Origin of the sequence: Patulibacter minatonensis DSM 18081, from assembly GCF_000519325.1 — a bacterium.
In the GTDB taxonomy this organism is placed as follows: Bacteria; Actinomycetota; Thermoleophilia; order Solirubrobacterales; family Solirubrobacteraceae; genus Patulibacter; species Patulibacter minatonensis.
This window is the reverse complement of the sequence record NZ_KI912613.1, coordinates 5,182,911-5,199,773: the sequence shown is the minus strand read 5'-3', so window position 1 is coordinate 5,199,773 and position 16,863 is coordinate 5,182,911. Positions and strand designations below refer to the sequence as shown.

The following is a 16,863-nucleotide window of genomic DNA, read 5'->3' as shown; positions in this document are numbered from 1 at the left end:
GACGCCTCCCGTCGCCCCGCCGGCCTCCGGGGCGACGGGTGGGGCCCCCGCCGCGAGCGGCGGGTCGTCGGGCTCCGGCGGTGGGACGTCGTCCTCCGGGGGCGGGTCGTCCCCGGGCGGCGGTGCGGCCTCGGAGTTCGGCTTCGAGTGAGTGCCGGAGGTCGCGGGCCCGCCCGGGGTCTCCGTCCGCCCCTGCCCGTACCGTTGCGGTCGACCTCTTCGGAGAACGGACCCCGTGGAACTCGTCTTCATCAACCCCCAGGACGCCATCCGCGTCATCGCCGAGTCGATCGGCCGTGAGGCTCGCCGCCAGCTCGTCGGCGAGGTCGTCCGCGCGTGGGTGGACGAGATCCCGGAGCCCGAGCTCGTCGGCCAGTACTCGCGGACCCTCGCGGCGCTGGACGACAACGACCTCTCGATGCTCGCGGCTTGGCACGCGTCGATGGAGGTCGGTCAGCCGCTCGCCAACCGCGAGTTCCTCGTCCGCGTGTTCCCGACGCTGGGGGAGAACCGGCGCGAGGCCATGAAGATCGCCGCCGGCTTCCGGGGCGACGACGCGTTCGACGCCGGCGTCGCCGAGGAGCAGGCGCTCCAGGCGGTCCTCCCGCACCTCTCGCGGGAGAGCGCCGAGCTGATCGTGCAGGAGGCGCTCGAGCTCTACTGCTGGGACCGCCTCGGCTCCGAGAACTGATCAGTCGCCGACGCGGCGGAGGATGTCGTAGCGGCCGAGGCCGGTGCGGCCGTGGAGGCGCCACCGGAAGAACGCCATGTCGAGCCGGAGCCGGCCGAGCTCGAGGGTCGTGCCCGAGATCGGCTCGCCCGTCGCGGTCCACACCGGGCCCTCGTCGCTCTCCCAGAGCTCGACGGTCGCGAAGGTGTGGTGGCCCTCTCCGTCGACCGTCGTCGAGATCCGGGGCTCCGGGGCTTCCACCGCCTCGGGGCCGGCGCCCGGGTCCGGGGCGTCGCTCCCGTCCGGGGCGTCCTCGTCCTCGCGGGCGACCATCGCGGCGGGCCGGGCGACCGACGCCCAGGCGACCTCGTCGGCGTGCGACGCGGCGCCCGCCGGCCGCATCGCGCTGACGTTGAACGCCAGGTCGTCGCCGAACCAGCCGGTGACGGTGCGGGACAGCTCGAGGGACTCCCAGTCCGGGGCGCCCCACTGGTGGCCGCGCTGCCCGACGCCGTCGATCTCGATCCGCCGGAGCGGCTGGTCCGGCACCTGCAGCTCGACGCGCCCGCGGACCCGGCACGGCTGCTCGTACCCCTCCATGCCCCCGCGTCGCGCTGCGGCGTGCGTGGGGGAGAGGACGAACGCGGGCCCGGTGGCCTCCAGGTCGAGCTCGACGACGACGCCCTCGAGCGTCGCCGACACCGTCCAGCGGCGGTGCGGCTCGACGACGCGGTGCGTGATCCCCGCCGCGGACAGCTCGCCGTAGTCCCGGACGCCGGCGTCGACGGCGATCCCGCCCTCGGCGTGCGCGACCGCGGGGACGCCGCCCACGAAGACCATCGTCAGCCCCGACGCGGCCCCGGCGGCGAGGCCGATCCGGATCGTGCCCTGCACGCCCGAGGCCTCGTCGGCGAAGGCGCAGGTGACCGCGTCGCTGAAGCCGGGGGCCTCCGAGACGCGCGGCCGTTCCAGATCGGGGTCCAGGACCATCGCGCGATCATGCCACGGGGCCGCCGGGACGGGTCCGCGGCCGCGGACCCGGGGTCAGCGGGGATCGCCGCGGTGCGGGCGGTCGTCGGCGGCGGGCAGGACCTCGCCGCGGACCGGGCCCTCCGGCTCGGCCGGCCGCCCGGCGTCGGTGGCGTGGCCCTCGACGTCGGCCGGGCCCCCGGGGCGCCGGCCCGGCGCCCAGCCGGCACCGCGCGCGGTGAGGATCACGGGGAGGGCGCGCCGCGCGACGAGCCCGGCCAGCAACGGGCGCAGCGCCGCCCGGACGGGCGGCAGGAGGACGAGCAGCCCGACGGCGCTGCTGACGAGCCCCGGCAGCACGAGCAGGAACCCGGCGAACACGACGAGCCCGGCGTCCAGGACGCTCCGGCCGACCCGCTCGCCGCTGCGCGAGGCGTCCGCGACCCGCCGCCAGGCCCGCACGGTCCCGCGGCCGAGGACGCGCGCACCGACGAACGGGCCGGCGACCAGGAGCAGGAGCACCGGCAGCACGCCGATCGCGTCCGCCGCCTGGATCGCCACCCAGACCTCGAGCACCACGCCGCCGAGGAGGAGCACCAGGATCAGCAGCGGCATCCTCCTACCGTACGCGTCCGGCCGGGACCCGGCGCCCCGTCTGTCACACTCGACCGATGGCCACCGTGGAAGACGTCGAAGCCGCGCTCGCAAACGTGATCGACCCCGAGCTGGGGCTGGACTTCGTCGAGCTCGGGCTCATCTACGGCATCGAGATCGAGAAGGAGCACGTGCAGGTCACGTACTCGCTGACGACGCCGGGCTGCCCGATCGGGCCCCAGGTCGAGTCGCAGATCGAGGAGTTCGTCTCCGAGCTCGAAGGCGTCGAGACGGTCGGCTCCGAGGTCACCTTCATCCCGCCGTGGACGCCGGAGAAGATGAGCGAGGACGCCAAGTTCGCGCTCGGCTTCTGAGCGGACCGCGACCGTCGCCGGCGCGGGAACGTCCCTTCGCCGGCCGCCCCGGACGCATCGAAGCGTCCCCGGGCGTGTTCCGAGGACCGTGACCCCTCGTTCCCGGACCGTCCTCGCGGTCGTCGCGGCCGCCCTCGGCCCCACGGCCGCGCTGCCCGCCGTCGCCGACGCGCGGGCCGCGTCGGGCGTCACGGGCCGTCTGCTCGTGACGATCCGCGGCGGCGACGCCTCGCCGCAGGACACCACCACCCGCGTCGACGCCGCGCTCGCGTCGCGGGGCTCGACGGCACGGGCGACCGAGACGCTCGGGCGGACCGCGGCGGTCCCCGTCCGCGGGGCGGCGGCGCGCGCGGCGCTGCGGGCGGCGCTGGCCCGGACCCCGGAGGTCGTGCAGGTCGTGGACGAGCAGCGCGCCGCGACCCGGTCCCTCCCGGACGACCCGGTCCTGCGGGACCGCGACACGTTCGGCCCGCCCGGCGTGACCCAGGCGTGGTGGGCGACGAAGCTGCGGCTGCCACAGGCGTGGGAGGTCGCCAACGGCAAGGGCACGACGATCGCCGTGATCGACAAGGGCTTCGACCTCTCGCACCCGCAGCTCGCGCCGGTCGTCGACCGGGCGCTGACCTCGAAGGTCGTCGGCATCACGGGGACGGCGCACACCGACGAGGACGGCCACGGGACCCACGTCGCGTCGCTCGCCTGCTCGGCCTTCAACGACGGGGCCGGGACCGTCGGCGCGGGTGGCCGCTGCCGTCTGGTGACGATCAAGAGCGACCTCTACCCGCTGAGCGTGGCGCGCGCCGTCCGGCGGGCCACCGCCCTGCACGTCGACGCCATCGTCATGAGCTTCGGCAGCGACGGCAGGGAGCCCGCCACCCTCGCCCTCACGACCGCGCTGAACGACGCGGCCAGGAAGGGCGTCGTCCTGGTCGCCGCTGCGGCGGACGACGTGCCCACCGACGAGCAGGGCTGGCCCGCCGACGTCCTCCAGCCGACCGGCACCGGCCCGGACCGGTCGGCGGGCATCGGGCTCACCGTGACCGCCACGACCGCCGCCGACGCACGGGCGAGCTTCGCCGGGTTCGGATCGCAGATCAGCATCGCGGCCTACGGGGCGTACGCCGAGACCGGCGGACCGCCGGGCATCCTCGCGGCGTTCCCGGCGAACGCCACGACGCTCGAGGCGGAGGGCCGGGCCGCGCGCACGACGGTCCGCGGGGACGCCCGCTACGCCTACGAGAAGGGCACGTCGATGGCGGTCCCGATGGTCGCGGGTGTCGCGGCGCTCGTGCGCTCGGCGAACCCGGAGCTCAGCGCGCCGGACGTCCTCGGCGTGCTGAAGCGGACCGCGCGGCGGTCCGGAGGGTGGACCGCCGACGTCGGCTGGGGGATCGTGGACGCTCGGGCCGCGGTCGACGCCGGGCGCCGCCTCGACCGCCGTGCACCGTCGGCCGTCTTCTCGACCACGCCGAAGCCGGTCCGGTCGGCGACGGTCCGCCTCGCGTGGCGCGGCAGCGACCGCTCGCCGAAGCCCCAGATCCCGTCCGGCCTGCGGACCGTCGAGCTCTGGCGGAGCGTCGAAGGCGGGCGGTTCAGGAGGGTCGGCAGCGGTCGCGACGGGCTCCGGGCCGACATACCTCGCGGGACCGTGCGCTTCGTGCTCCGCGCCGTGGACCGCGCCGGGAACCGCGCGCCGCTGGTGGCGAAGGACGCCCTGAAGCTCACGCGCCGCTGAGGTCGGCGCCGCCGGGCACCGACGTGCCCCCCCGAACGTCGGGTCCGTGGCGGCGCCCCGTGAGGTCGAGGCCGCGGGGGGTAGGCGTACGCCGTCCCGTCCCCCGAGCAGGAAGCACACGTTCGTGCACCGACAGCCATCCCGCCGGCCGCGCCTCGTCGCCGGCCTGCCGATCCTCGTCGTCGTGGCCGCGGCCGGTACCGCGCCCGGTGCCGCGTCGGCCGCCGCTTGGCTCCCCCCGCAACCGATCGCCGGATCACCCCAGACGATCGCCACCGGTGCCGCGCCGGGTGACGTCGCCGTGGTCGCGGCGGACGCCGGCACGTTCCGGGCGTACGTCCACGACCCGGGTTCCGGGGCGGGCTGGCGCGTGGCGTCCACGACGACCTTCGACGGTGACGTGCTCGCCGGGCCCGGCGGTGCGCTGGTGGTCGTGCACGACAGCGACGACTCCACGACGACGGTCGACATCGGGGCGTTCGACTCGCGGGGCGTCTGGCGCTCCGCGGGCTCGAGCGCCATCCCGGGATCGGTCAGTGCCGGCGCGGTCGCCGCCGGACCGGACGGGACGGTGGCCGCCGCGATCACCGACGACGACAGCGGCCAGCTGAGCGTCCTGAGCGGGAAGGCCGGTGACCCGTCCCTCGTGCGGCAGGACGCCGAGATCGACGGACGCTCCGCGGTCGGTGAGGTCTCGGTGGCCCCGGGCGCCACCGCGGGCGTCAACGTCGCCTGGAACCGGGAGGGCGCGGACGGACCGCAGATCTGGGGCGCGCGGGTGATCGCGGGCGCAGAGGCGAAGGGGACGCTCCTCGCGCGGCTGGCGCCCACCGACCCGACCGCGGACGACCCGACCGTGTCCGCCGCCGCGGCCGCGGCACGGACGGACGTGCCGACGGCCGTCTGGGTCCAGGCGACGGAGGACGCCCAGGCCGTGCGCGCCGTCCGGCTCGGCGGAGCACCTGCCGACGTGGTGACGTCCCCCGGCGTGCTGCAGCTCCTGGGTGCGCCGTCCCGCACCGCGCAGGGCCGCGTCGTGGTCCCGTACGCCGACGAGACGGGCACCCGGATCGCGGTGCTCGGCGACGACGCGGCACTCGTCTGCACCGCGCCCGCGTCCGGGACGCCGGCGACGAGCGTCGGCGGAGCGCCCGCCCTGATCGCCGGCGTCGGTGACGGCCGGCTCTCCGCCACGGCGATCACGGGGGCGGGGTGCGACCAGGCGGCCCCGGTCTTCTCGGCGGCCGTCCCGCGTGCCCCGGCCATCGTCGCGGCCTCGGACGCCGCCGACGACGTGGTGGCCGCGGTCGGCCAGCCCGCCCCCGGCGCGATCGCGGTCCTCGACCGGACCGCGCCCGCGCTCGAGGTCGGGATCGATGCCGAGGGCGGCCGGCCGGTGCGCGCCGTCGCGCGCTCGTCCGACGGGTGGGGACCGGTCACGGTGTCGTGGAAGGTCGACGGCGTCGCCGCCGATGCGCCGGGCGGGACGCTGGGCCTCTCGGGCCTGGCCGCCGGGACCCACCGGATCACCGGGACGGCGGTGGACGCGGCGGGCAACGCGACCGTGCGGGAGCAGGACGTGCGGATCCCGGACACCGGGTCGACGGACCCCCCCGCGCCGGTCGACCCGGGGCCGGCCGGGACACCCGAGCCGACGACCCCGGTCGCACCTCCCGTGACCACCCCGATCCCACCGAGCGGCACGCCCGGGGCGAAGCGACGCCCGAGCGTGCGGGTGCTCCGGATCCGCAGGTCCGGCGCACGATGGGTGGTGACCGTCCGCGCGCGTGACGCGGACCGCCTGCGGGTGACCCTGTTCCGCGAGCGCTATCTCTCCGGGAAGGCGCTCGGCGGCCGACCGACGATCTGCCCGCGCCGCGCGGTGCCCGCGCGACGACCCTCCACCGGACGCCGTGGGCAGGTCACGGTCCGGGTGCGGGGCGGCGCCGCCCGCCTGGTCCTCTCCGGACTGATCGCGAAGGCCCTGGAGCGCCGCGGGCGCTACACGATCCGGGTCGAGGCGTACGTGGCGAAGACGCCGAAGCGCGTCGCCGCCGACCGCCGCCGGTTCTCCTCCTGCTGAGCGCCGCACACACTTCCCCGAAGACACGATCCCCCAACGAATCCAGGAGCACCCCATGACCCAGCTGTCCCCTGCCATCGGCTCGCCGCCCGTGGCCGATCCGTCGCGCGTCTCCGCACGGCTCACGCGGTGGCGCGTCGCGGCCGCCACCCTCTTCACCCTCCTCGTCGTCGGACTGAGCGCCGGTGCCGGCTCCGCCCACGCGGCCTCCGCGGAGGTCACGCCCGACACCTGGACCGAGGGGAGCGTCCGGGTCACGGTCACGCCGTCCCCGAGCTCGAAGTACCGGGCGGACATCAGCGTCAAGGACATCCGTGGGCGCGCCGTGCCCCGTGCCTGCTCGTTCACCGACCCGCTCGACTGCATCGGTGACGTCGCGACCACGATCTGGAACGGCATCAAGTGGGTCAAGCGCAACGGCCTCAACATCGTGCGCTGCTCGGCCGCCGTCGCCGTCGCCATCTATCCGGGAGCGAAGGTCTACAAGTTCGCGAAGAAGCTCGGAGGCCCCAAGGGCGTGGTGAAGCTGATCGCGGCCTCGCGCAACGAGGGCACGTTCGTCTCGAAGCTCAAGGGCAAGCTCGGCAAGAACTGGAAGGACGCCGCCACGTCGTTCCTGGGCATCGCTCCGATCGAGCTCTACTGCTTCGGGAAGAAGCCGTGAGGTTCGCGGGACCGCGCTGAGCCGCGGTCCCGCCCGGACGTCGCGCGCTCAGGCGCGCGCGGCGTCCCGCCCGGCGGTCACCTCGGCCGCCAGGGCGTCGAGCCGCTCGATCTCCGCCGCGATCCCGTCGGCGATGAGCTTGAGGTCCGGCAGGGCGTCGTGGTCGCCGATCAGCCCGAAGTTCACGGCCCCGTCGTACGACAGGATCGCGATCGCCAGGGCGTGGTCCTGGGGGAGGAACGCGATCGGGAACGCGCGCTCCATCCGCCGGCCGCGGAAGTACAGCGGGAACTGCGGGCCGGGGACGTTCGTCACCAGCAGGTTGAAGAGCCGCGTGGAGAACGTCAGGCGCGACGCCTGCGCGAGGATCGTCGGCGGCGCGAAGTTCTGGACGTTCGCGATCGCCTCGGCACCCAGGGCCTGCTTGCTCTCCTTCAGGTCCTTCATCGCCTCGCGGATCAGCGTCAGGCGCTGCACGGAGTCGTCGACGTAGACGGGCAGCGGCCCGCGCATGGCCGTCAGGCGGTTGCCGAGCTGGCCCCGCTCGTCCTTCTGCCGGGTCGAGACCGGCACGAGCGCCCGCAGCTCGAGGCCCTCCGTCCGGACCCCGCGGGCGCGCAGCCACTCGCGCAGCGACGCGGTGACGACCGAGAGCACGACGTCGTTGACGGTGCCGCCGAAGGCGTCCTTGATCCGCTTGAACGTCGCGAGGTCGCACTCCACGGCGCGGTACCTCCGGTGCGGGCCGATCGGCACGTTCAGCGGGGTCGCGGGCGCGGGGTTCATGAGCGCCCACGCCATCTCGCCGACGCCCTCGCCGACCTCCCGGACGCGGCCGAGCGCGGCCTTCGGGCGGGTGATCGCCTCGACCGCCCGGGCGGCCCCGAGGATCCCGGCCCGCGCCGCGCCCTTGACGCCGTCGGCCAGGAGCTCGGCCGTCGAGGGGACGGGGCGGGGCTGCCACGCCTCGTCCGGGTGCGGGACCTCCATCGGCTCCGGCCCGAGGTCGAGCAGCGCCGTCGCGATGTCGATGCCGCTGAGGCCGTCGATCAGCGCGTGGTGGGTCTTCGAGATCATCGCCCACCGGTCGCGCTGGATGCCCTCGATGATCCAGAGCTCCCACAGCGGCTTGGAGCGGTCCAGGCGCTGCGAGAAGACCTGGGCCGTCGCCTCGCGGAGCTGGTCGCGCTTGCCGGGGGCCGGGAGCGCGGTGCGCCGGACGTGGTACTCGAGGTTGAAGGCCGGATCGTCGATCCAGACCGGGTTGCCGGACTGCATGGGCGCGTGCTCGAGCCGCTGCCGGTAGCGCGGCAGGAGGTGCAGGCGGCCACGGATGGTGTCGAGGACCTCGTCGAAGGGCGGGGGCGGGCCCTCGAAGACCGTCAGTCCGCCGATGTGCATGTGCGAGGCCGGGCCCTCCTGGTGCAGGAAGCCGGCGTCGACGGCCGTGAGCCGGTCGGAGCGCTGCTGGGCCATGGGGAGGATCCTCCGTCGTCGTGCTGCGGCGACCCGGGTCGGCGGCCGGCCCGGGACTCCGACCACCCTACCCCCGGTGGTGCCCCGCGTCATCGCCCGCGGCGCCGCGTACGCTGGGCGGGTGAGCCGCGACCGTCCCCCGGCCCTCCGCATCGTGCTGATCGTCGTCGCGACGACCGTGGCGGCGGCCCTCCTGATCGCGCTGCTCTCGGTCGCCACGGGCGAGCGGGGCGAGCGGCGGGCGCCGCGGACCACGACCGCCGCCGCGACGACGACGGTGCCGCGGAACGCGGCCGCGGCCCGGGTCGCCGGACCCGCGTCGGCCGCCGGCACGGGCACCGGGGCCCGCACGTCCGTCGTCGCGACGGGCCGCCCGTCGGCGGCCGAGCTCGACGCCCAGGTCGCCGCCGCCCGCCGGCCCGTCGCCGGCGTGCCGCGGGCCCGCACCCGCGCGTTCGACGCGGACCGGGCGCTCTCGCTGGTCCGCCTGCAGGTGGCCGCGGGGCCCCGCCCGGCCGGCAGCGACGCCCTCGCGGCCGTCCGGAGGCAGCTCGTGCGGCGACTCCCGCGCGCCACCACGGAGGCGGTCGCCGGCAGCCCGGGGCTCGTCAACGTCGTCGGCCGCATCCCGGGGAGGGCACCGGCGGTCGTCCTGGCGGCGCACTACGACACCCAGCTCCGGCCCGAGGGCTTCGTCGGCGCCAACGACTCGGCGGCCGGCACCGCGGTCGTGCTCGAGGCCGCCCGTGCCCTGTCGCGTCGCCCCCGGCCGGCGGGGGCGCGCGAGGTCCGCTTCGTCCTGTTCGACGGCGAGGAGCTGCCGCCAGGGGGCTCGGACGCCACATTCGAGCAGGACGGCCTGCGCGGGTCGAAGGCCTACGCGGTGGCGCACCGGGGCGAGGTCGGCGCGCTCGTGCTGGCGGACTACGTGGCGAACCGGGGGCTGCGGCTGCCGCGGGAGCTCGGCTCGGACCCGCGGCTGTGGGCCCGGGTGCGGGCGGCCGCGGGTCGCGCGGGCGTCGGCCGGATCTTCGCCGGCACGGGCATCGGCATCGTCGACGACCACCTGCCGTTCCTGGAGTCCGGGGTCCCCGCCGTCGACCTGATCGACTGGGACTACGCGCAGAAGAACACGGCGCAGGACACGATCGACCGCCTCTCGCTGCGAGCGCTGGACGCGACCGGCGAGACGGTCGTCGGCTGGCTCGACGCCGAGCGCCGCCGCTGACGGCCGCCCGGTGCACGCCGAGGACGTCGCTGCGGCGACGTGGCCGACCGGAGGCGGCGCGGATCCCGCCTCACGTCCCGCCGTGGTCCCGGACCGGCACCGGCGCGACCGTCACGACGACCAGGCCGCGCCCGTCGTCCGTCCCGGAGGCGAGGACCGACCCCACGGAGTCCAGGTCCACGGAGCGTGCGACGGGGACCGGCAGCTCGCCCGACGCCACGAGCGCCGCGAGCTCGTCGAGCTGGCCCGGGTTCGGCTCGAGGAACACGTTGGTCACGTCGACGTCCGGGCGTCCCGAGCCGGTCGCGGCCCCGAACGCCGAGACCGCGTACCCGCCCTCGCGCAGGACCCCGAGGGCCGCCTTGAACCCGTCGTGGTCGCGATCCACGAGGTCGATCAGGGCGTCGACGCCGTCGGGTCGCAGCGCGGTGAGCGCTGCGACGACGTCGTCCCCGGGTTCGAGCACGTCGTGGGCGCCCTGCGCTCGCAGCACGTCCTCGTCGGCGGCGGTGCCGGTGACGATCACCCGGGCGCCCGTCCGGGCGGCGAGGGCGACCACGAGCGGGGCGAGCCCGAGCACGTCGCCGTCGACGAGGACCTCTCGGCCCTCGCGCGCCCGGGCGGCCGACACGAGGTTCTGGGCGACGACGCCGGCGAGCCCGAGGGCCCCCGCGACGTCGTCGCCCACCCCGTCGGGCGTCGCGGCGACGAGGGCGTCGTCGGCGACGACGAGCCGTTCGGCCCACGACCCGCGCTGCACGACGTCGCCGAGCACGAGGCCGAACACCCGGTCGCTGGCGGACCGGCCCCGGACGTCGTCGCCGACGTCGACCACGACCCCCGCCCAGCTGCGCCCGAGCGTGACCGGGAACACGTGGTCGACGCGCGACAGGAGGCGCCCGTCGGCGATCGCGCGGTCGATCCCGGTGACCGCGCTGGAGCGCACCTCCACGAGGAGCTCGCCGGGCCCGAGGACCGGCGCGGGGACGTCGCGGACCCTCGGACGGGATCGGGGGCCGTCGACGGTGAGCGCTCGCATCGTCCGACGGTAGCGCGAGGGCGACGTGATCCTTGTGGAATGCAGGTATCCGGTCGCCGCGCTCGCGTGACGCATCTCCGACTCCCGTGGTCGGGAATCGGTGTCGGTGGGGCGCCCGGACAGCTACCATGGTGTCGTGACCTCGCTCCCCACCCCGGACACCGTCCTCATGGCGCGCCCGCGTGGCTTCTGCGCCGGCGTCGACCGGGCCGTCGTCACGGTCGAGCGCGCGCTGGACCTCTACGGCCCGCCGGTCTACGTGCGCAAGGAGATCGTCCACAACAAGCACGTGGTCGAGAGCCTCCGCGCCCGCGGGGCGATCTTCGTCGACGAGCTGACCGACGAGGTCCCGCCGGGGGCCATCACCGTGTTCAGCGCCCACGGCGTCAGCCCGGCGGTCCACGAGGACGCGGCGAAGCGCGGGCTCAAGACGATCGATGCGACCTGTCCCCTCGTCACGAAGGTCCACCGCGAGGCCGTGAAGTTCGCCGAGGAGGGCTACCACATGATCCTCATCGGCCACGCGGGCCACGAGGAGGTCGAGGGCACGATGGGCGAGGCCCCCGACCACATCACGCTGGTCGAGACGATCGCCGACGTCGACACGCTCGACATCGACCCCGACACGGAGAAGCTCGCCTACATCTCGCAGACGACGCTCTCGGTGGGGGAGACGAAGGACATCATCGCCCGGCTGCGCGAGCGGTTCACCCACATCACGGGTCCGCGCAAGGACGACATCTGTTACGCCACGACGAACCGCCAGGCGGCCGTCAAGGAGCTCGCCGGCGAGTGCGACCTCGTCCTGGTGATCGGGTCGAAGAACTCGTCGAACTCGCTGCGCCTCGTCGACGTCACCCGCGAGCTCGGCACCGACTCGTACCTCATCGACCACGTCGACGAGGTGCAGGACGAGTGGCTGCAGGACAAGCGGGTCGTCGGCATCACCTCGGGCGCCAGCGCGCCGGAGGAGCTCGTCGCCGGGCTCGTGGAGCACTTCCGGTCCCGCGGGACGACCGAGTTCCGGGAGCTCGAGGTCGTCCGCGAGGACGTGCGGTTCATGCTGCCGAAGGCGATCCGCGTCGAGCAGCACGCCCGCGAGGCGCTCAAGGCCTGAGCGCCACCGTGGCCGATCCGGCGGTCCCGACGCTCGTCGTCTCGGACCTCCACCTGGGGGCGAACTCCGGCACCGACCTCCTGCGGCGGCCCGGAGCGGCGCAGGACGCCCTGCTCGGGGCCCTGCACGGCGTGCGGCGGCTCGTGGTCGCCGGCGACCTGCTGGAGCTGCGCCACGCCCCGCCGCGCGTGATCCTCGAGCGGGCCGCCCCGTTCCTGCGGCGCCTGGGCGAGGCCCTCGGCCCCGACCGTGAGCTCCTGCTCCTGGCCGGGAACCACGACCACCGCGTCGTGCGGCACTGGCTCCACGACGCCCGGATGCGCGGCGAGCCGCTCGGGCTCGACACCGACGTCCCCGTCGACGGGGCGCCGCTGACCGCGGCACTGCGCGCCGCCCTCGGCGGGCCCGCCGGCCCGCGGCTCCGCGTGTCGTACCCGGCGGCCTGGCTGGTGCCCCCGCCCGCCGGCGCGCCCGGCGGCGTCCTCGTCACCCACGGCCACTACATCGACGCGGTCTGGCGGATGCCCACGTTCGAGCGCCTCTCGGCGGGGCTGGCCGCCCGGAGCCACGGGACGACGATCGGGGGCCTGCGGACGCCCGCGGACTTCGAGCGGCTGCTCGCTCCGGGCTACGGCTGGATGGACGCCCTCGCCGACCACGCGGACGGGACCCGCGTCGGGGCGTCGCAGAAGGCGTCGGCGAACGTCTGGGCCCGCCTGAACGAGCGCGGCACGTGGTCGGGGCGCGGGCTCCGGCTCGCGGTGCCCCGCGCCGTCGCGGTGCTCCGCCGGCTCGGGATCGACGGGCTCGACGACCGCCTCACGCCCGACACGCTGCGGATCGCCGGGCTCCGGGGGATGGACCGCGTCGCGTCGTCCCTCGGCGTGCGCCCGGCGCACCTGATCTCCGGGCACACGCACCGCGCGGGCCCGCTCCCCGGCGACGCGGCGTGGGAGTGGCGGCTGACCGGCGGCGGGCAGCTCTGGAACACCGGGTCCTGGGTCCACGCGGGCGACGCGCCGGGGGCGGGCCCGCAGGGGCCGGGAACGCCGTACTGGCCGGGGCGCGCGGTCCGGGTCGACGAGGACGGCGTCCCGCGGCTCCTCGAGCTCCTGGGCCCCGGCGACGTGGTCGACCCACCGGCGTCCCCGGACGCGCCCGCGGGGTAGGTTCGGGACATGCGCTCCCCGTCCCCCCGAGCCGCGTCCGCCGCGCTCGGGCTCGCCGCCGTCCTGCTCGCCGCGCCGTCCGTCGCGTCGGCCTACGACGGCGGGATCACCGCCGTCGGCCTGACGGACGCCCGGCCCGGTGCCGTGCCCCGGCCGCTGACCATCCGGATCGCCCAGCCCACCGCGGACCCGGCCCCGAAGGACGTGCGGATCGCCGTCCAGGGGCTCCTCCTCGACCCGGGGACGTCGTCCGGGAAGCGGATCGGCTCGGTCGACTTCGAGACGACCCTCGGCGCGTTCAAGGGGCTCGCGATCTCGACCGCCGGGCCGGGCGACGGCGCGCCCGGCCGCTGGGCGCTCACCGCGCCCGGGGTCGGGACGTTCAACGCCACCGTCCGGCCCGGCACCGACCTCGACGCCGCGGGGGCCCCGGCCGCCGCGGCGGGAAGCACGCTCGTCGGGGTCAGCGTCCCGACCGATCTCCCACTCGGGGCCCGTGTCACGAGCGTGACGCTGCGCCTCAACGTCGACGACAAGGGATGCGCCACGACCACGCCGGGAGCCACGAACCCCACGGCGCCCGGCGCCTACCGGATCCGCGCGTTCGTCTCGGCGTCCGACGGCACGAGCCGCGTGAGCGACGGGGCGGCGAACGTCGTGGCCGGGGCGCCGGCACCGCCGGCGCTCCCCGCAGGGTGCCCGACGCCCACCGACACGGGCGCAGGCGGCGCGGTCGTCCCGGCGAAGGCGAAACCCTCTGTCCGCGTGTCCGCCTCGAAGCGGCGTATCGCCCCGGGCGGCAGGACGACCCTGCGGGTGCAGGTCGTGAACGGTCCCGCGACGGTCCGGATCGTCCGCGGGTCCCGCACCCTGAAGACCCTGAAGCGGGTTCGGACGGCGGTGAAGCGCTACGTCTTCGAGGCATCCCGGTCCGACGCCGGGAAGCTCGTGCGGCTCACCGTCCGTCCGACGGGCGGAAAGGCGAAGACCGTGAGGATCCGGGTGGGCCGCCGCTGACCCGGCCCGCAGTCGTTCGCGCCGCCGTCCCGCGACGGACGGTGGGGTCGAGCCGGAGATCCGGCGCGCGTCGTCGACTCAGCCGGCGTCGGGCGCGGCGAGTCCCGGCGCGAAGCTCACGGCGTGCACGGTCGTGCCGTCACCGGGCTCCAGGCGCAGCTCGCCCGTCGTCGACACGTCGTGGGCGAGCAGCCGCTGCGCCCCCGGGTGCTCGACGACGATCGTCTCGCCGTTGACGACGAGCGACCCGAGGCCCTCGGCGGGCGGTTCGAGCGTCGCCCAGACCTCGCCCGCCGTGTAGGACCCCGACCACGGCCCGTCCTGGTCGGGGGTCGGCATCACGAGCAGCGCATCGTCCGCGTCGACGGGGCGCAACGGGGCCAGCGGCTCGGCGTCGAGCCCCAGGAGCTCGAGCAGGACCTCCTCGGTCGCCCGCCAGCCGCCCTCGCCGTGCTCGTAGTCCACGAGCCAGCTCTTCCCGTCGAACAGGTACCGGGACGGCCAGCCCGGGGCCTCGAACTCGTCGCGGTACGCGCCCTCGTCGTCGATCAGCACCGGGAACGTCAGGCCGAGCCGCTTGATCGCCTCGCCGACCGTGCGGTAGCCCCGCGAGCACTCGAACCCGGGCCAGTGCACCCCGACGACGCGAAGCCCGTCCGTCTCGTACCGCTCGTGCCAGGCCTGCAGGTACCGCACGCTGCGCACCGACGCGGGGCGGGCGACGTCGAAGAACTCGATCAGCACGGGGCGCCCCTTCTGCTGGTCCATCCGGAGCATCGCGACGTTGGCCCAGAGCGCCGGGCGAGGGAACGGGGGAGCGGGGATGGACTCCGCGGGGACGCGCATGAGGGCCGACACGGTACATCCCGCCCCTGGCCGCGCGCCCCGCCGGGGTGCGGCCGGTCCGTCTTCCGCGTCCCTACCATCCTCCGAATGCTCGACGCTTCACGCGGACGGCCGCGCCGGTGGATCGCGGCCGGGACGTCCGTCGCCCTCGGTGCGCTGCTGGCGCCGTCGACGGCCGCCGCCCACGGCCTGGGCGGGACCCGCAGCCTCCCCATCCCGGAGTGGCTCTTCGCCTGGGCGGCCGCGATCGTCCTCGTGATCTCGTTCGTGGGGCTGTCGATCCTCTGGCCCCGCCCGCGCCTCGCGCAGCTGTCCGAGGGCCGCTCCTACGCCGTCCCCGCAGCGGTCCGCGTCGGCGGCCGCGTCGTCCTCGGGGCGCTCGGCATCGCGCTCTGGGGCCTCACCGTCTGGGCCGGCCTGAGCGGCACCCAGAACATCCAGCGCAACATCGCGCCGAACATGGTCTACGTCATCTTCTGGGTGGGCCTGCCGGTCGTGTCGTTGTTCGTCGGGGACCTCTGGCGGGTGCTGAGCCCCTGGCGGGCGATCGCCGACGCCGCCGCCTGGGTCGCCCGGAAGGCGGGCGGTCCCGAGGGTCTGCCCGCCCCGATGCCGTTCCCCGCCCGCCTGGGGCTCTGGCCCGCCGCGGCGGTCCTGCTCGCGTTCGCGTGGCTGGAGCTCGCGGCCCCGAGCAAGGACGACCCGGACCTGCTCGGCCTGCTCGCGCTGCTGTACGGCGCCGCGATGCTCATCGGCTGCGGCGTCTACGGGACGCGCTTCCTCGACCAGGTCGACGGGTTCGGCCGCTACTTCGGCCTGGCCGCGTCGCTCGCGCCGCTGCACTGGGCGGACGGGCGGGTCCACGTGCGCTGGCCGGGCACCGGGCTCGCCGGGGTCAAGCCGGAGACGGGGCTCGCGGCCGTCGTCCTCGTGCTCGTCGGCTCCACGACCTTCGACGGCGTCTCCGCCGGTGAGCTCTGGACCGCCAACGGCTCGCCGGGCGTCTGGCTGACGGACCGCATGGCCGACCTCGGGTTCACCGCGAGCGGGTCGGCGACCGCGGCCGAGACGCTCGGGCTCGCGATCGTGATCGGCCTCGTCACCGGCTTCGTCCGCCTCGGGATCGCCGGCGTGCGGTCGGTCGACCCCAAGCGCCTGGAGTCCCGCGACCTGATGGGGCGGTTCGCGCCGACGATCGCCCCGATCGCGATCGGCTACGCGGTCGCGCACTACATCTCCTACCTCGTCGACACGGGCAAGTTCGTCATCCCGCTCGTGTCGGACCCGCGCGGGACCGGCGCCGACTGGTTCGGGACGGCGGGCGTGAACGTCGAGAGCGTGCTGCTCGGCGGGACCCTCGTCTGGTACCTCCAGGTCGGAGCCCTCCTGCTCGGCCACGTCGCCGGCCTCGTGGCCTCGCACGACCTGGCGCTCCGGACGTTCCGCGGCCCGCGGGCGGCGGCGCGGTCGCAGTACTGGATGCTGGCCGTGATGGTGGCGTTCACGTCGCTGGGTCTATGGTTGCTGTCGTGACCGTCGTCGCCCACATCGGCCACTGGTACCACGTGTTCCTCTACCTGGCGCCCGTGGTGATCGTCGCCGGAGGACTGTGGTTCGCCGGGAAGCGCCTGCCCGACGAGGGCGAGGGCCCCGACGAGTTCGACGTCGACGGCGACCCGCTGGAGCAGGACGCCCGCGGCGCATGACGGCGCGCCCGGCCGCGCGGCCGGGCCATCACGAGGTCGACGGCGCGAGCCCCGGACGCGTGTCCGTGAGGACGCCCGGAGTCCGTCACGACGTCCTCGGCGCCCGCTCGCGGCCGGCCTTCCGTGTGGGATCGCGCACGGGTTGCGTCATGGCGCAACCGAAGAGCGTCGACGGG

16 protein-coding genes are annotated in these 16,863 nt (G+C 75.7%); 11 read left to right on the top strand and 5 right to left on the bottom strand.

Features of this window, described 5'->3' with window-relative positions:
* The first annotated feature begins 235 nt into the window (after window positions 1–235).
* The gene (locus PATMI_RS0124525; protein WP_026912818.1) at window positions 236–691 is read left to right on the top strand and encodes a hypothetical protein; all 456 of its coding nucleotides are present in this window, start codon (window positions 236–238) and stop codon (window positions 689–691) included.
* Here PATMI_RS0124525 and PATMI_RS0124520 read toward each other — a convergent pair whose 3' ends face one another.
* Window positions 692–1,660: a hypothetical protein gene (locus PATMI_RS0124520; RefSeq protein WP_026912817.1), complete on the bottom strand. Its 969-nt coding sequence runs from the start codon at window positions 1,658–1,660 to the stop codon at window positions 692–694.
* A 54-nt stretch (window positions 1,661–1,714) separates the two neighbouring features.
* Window positions 1,715–2,254 carry an FxsA family protein gene (locus tag PATMI_RS35440; protein ID WP_051472247.1) on the bottom strand — a complete coding sequence of 180 codons (540 nt, stop codon included), beginning with the start codon at window positions 2,252–2,254 and terminating at the stop codon, window positions 1,715–1,717.
* A 56-nt stretch (window positions 2,255–2,310) separates the two neighbouring features.
* Between PATMI_RS35440 and PATMI_RS0124510 the strand changes: the two genes are divergently transcribed.
* From PATMI_RS0124510 to PATMI_RS0124495, 4 genes are all read left to right on the top strand, one after another.
* A complete protein-coding gene (locus PATMI_RS0124510) occupies window positions 2,311–2,607 on the top strand; it encodes a metal-sulfur cluster assembly factor (RefSeq protein ID WP_026912816.1) in 297 nt (98 codons plus the stop codon).
* Between the two features lie 88 nt (window positions 2,608–2,695).
* On the top strand, window positions 2,696–4,342 hold the full coding sequence (locus tag PATMI_RS0124505) for a S8 family peptidase (protein WP_026912815.1): 1,647 nt from the start codon (window positions 2,696–2,698) through the stop codon (window positions 4,340–4,342).
* Between the two features lie 124 nt (window positions 4,343–4,466).
* Entirely contained in the window at window positions 4,467–6,425 is a 1,959-nt protein-coding gene (locus tag PATMI_RS0124500) for a hypothetical protein (RefSeq protein ID WP_026912814.1), read from the top strand.
* Between the two features lie 55 nt (window positions 6,426–6,480).
* Window positions 6,481–7,089: a hypothetical protein gene (locus tag PATMI_RS0124495; RefSeq protein ID WP_026912813.1), complete on the top strand. Its 609-nt coding sequence runs from the start codon at window positions 6,481–6,483 to the stop codon at window positions 7,087–7,089.
* A 48-nt stretch (window positions 7,090–7,137) separates the two neighbouring features.
* Here the strand turns inward: PATMI_RS0124495 and PATMI_RS33050 are convergent, their stop codons facing one another.
* Window positions 7,138–8,565 (bottom strand): WS/DGAT/MGAT family O-acyltransferase, encoded by a 1,428-nt coding sequence (locus PATMI_RS33050; protein WP_036726378.1) that lies wholly within the window; start codon window positions 8,563–8,565, stop codon window positions 7,138–7,140.
* 121 nt (window positions 8,566–8,686) lie between these two features.
* Between PATMI_RS33050 and PATMI_RS0124485 the strand changes: the two genes are divergently transcribed.
* Window positions 8,687–9,793: a M28 family metallopeptidase gene (locus PATMI_RS0124485; RefSeq protein WP_026912812.1), complete on the top strand. Its 1,107-nt coding sequence runs from the start codon at window positions 8,687–8,689 to the stop codon at window positions 9,791–9,793.
* 70 nt (window positions 9,794–9,863) lie between these two features.
* Here the strand turns inward: PATMI_RS0124485 and PATMI_RS33045 are convergent, their stop codons facing one another.
* Window positions 9,864–10,832: an alcohol dehydrogenase catalytic domain-containing protein gene (locus tag PATMI_RS33045; RefSeq protein WP_051472246.1), complete on the bottom strand. Its 969-nt coding sequence runs from the start codon at window positions 10,830–10,832 to the stop codon at window positions 9,864–9,866.
* Window positions 10,833–10,968: 136 nt separating this feature from the next.
* On the opposite strand from PATMI_RS33045, the gene PATMI_RS0124475 reads away from it, so the two are divergent.
* Genes PATMI_RS0124475 through PATMI_RS0124465 form a run of 3 tightly spaced genes read left to right on the top strand, consistent with a single transcriptional unit; the run spans window position 10,969 to window position 14,135 of the window.
* On the top strand, window positions 10,969–11,949 hold the full coding sequence (locus PATMI_RS0124475) for a 4-hydroxy-3-methylbut-2-enyl diphosphate reductase (RefSeq protein WP_026912811.1): 981 nt from the start codon (window positions 10,969–10,971) through the stop codon (window positions 11,947–11,949).
* 8 nt (window positions 11,950–11,957) lie between these two features.
* The gene (locus PATMI_RS0124470) at window positions 11,958–13,118 is read left to right on the top strand and encodes a hypothetical protein (protein WP_026912810.1); all 1,161 of its coding nucleotides are present in this window, start codon (window positions 11,958–11,960) and stop codon (window positions 13,116–13,118) included.
* 9 nt (window positions 13,119–13,127) lie between these two features.
* Window positions 13,128–14,135, top strand: coding sequence for a hypothetical protein (locus PATMI_RS0124465; protein ID WP_026912809.1), 1,008 nt, complete (start codon window positions 13,128–13,130; stop codon window positions 14,133–14,135).
* Between the two features lie 78 nt (window positions 14,136–14,213).
* Here the strand turns inward: PATMI_RS0124465 and PATMI_RS33040 are convergent, their stop codons facing one another.
* Window positions 14,214–14,981 (bottom strand): thioredoxin domain-containing protein, encoded by a 768-nt coding sequence (locus PATMI_RS33040; RefSeq protein ID WP_036726375.1) that lies wholly within the window; start codon window positions 14,979–14,981, stop codon window positions 14,214–14,216.
* Between the two features lie 87 nt (window positions 14,982–15,068).
* Between PATMI_RS33040 and PATMI_RS0124455 the strand changes: the two genes are divergently transcribed.
* Both PATMI_RS0124455 and PATMI_RS37045 read left to right on the top strand, forming a co-directional pair.
* Entirely contained in the window at window positions 15,069–16,514 is a 1,446-nt protein-coding gene (locus PATMI_RS0124455) for a hypothetical protein (RefSeq protein WP_026912808.1), read from the top strand.
* Window positions 16,511–16,687, top strand: coding sequence for a hypothetical protein (locus PATMI_RS37045; protein WP_157260961.1), 177 nt, complete (start codon window positions 16,511–16,513; stop codon window positions 16,685–16,687). The genes PATMI_RS0124455 and PATMI_RS37045 overlap by 4 nt, the downstream gene beginning before the upstream one ends.
* Window positions 16,688–16,863 lie beyond the last annotated feature (176 nt).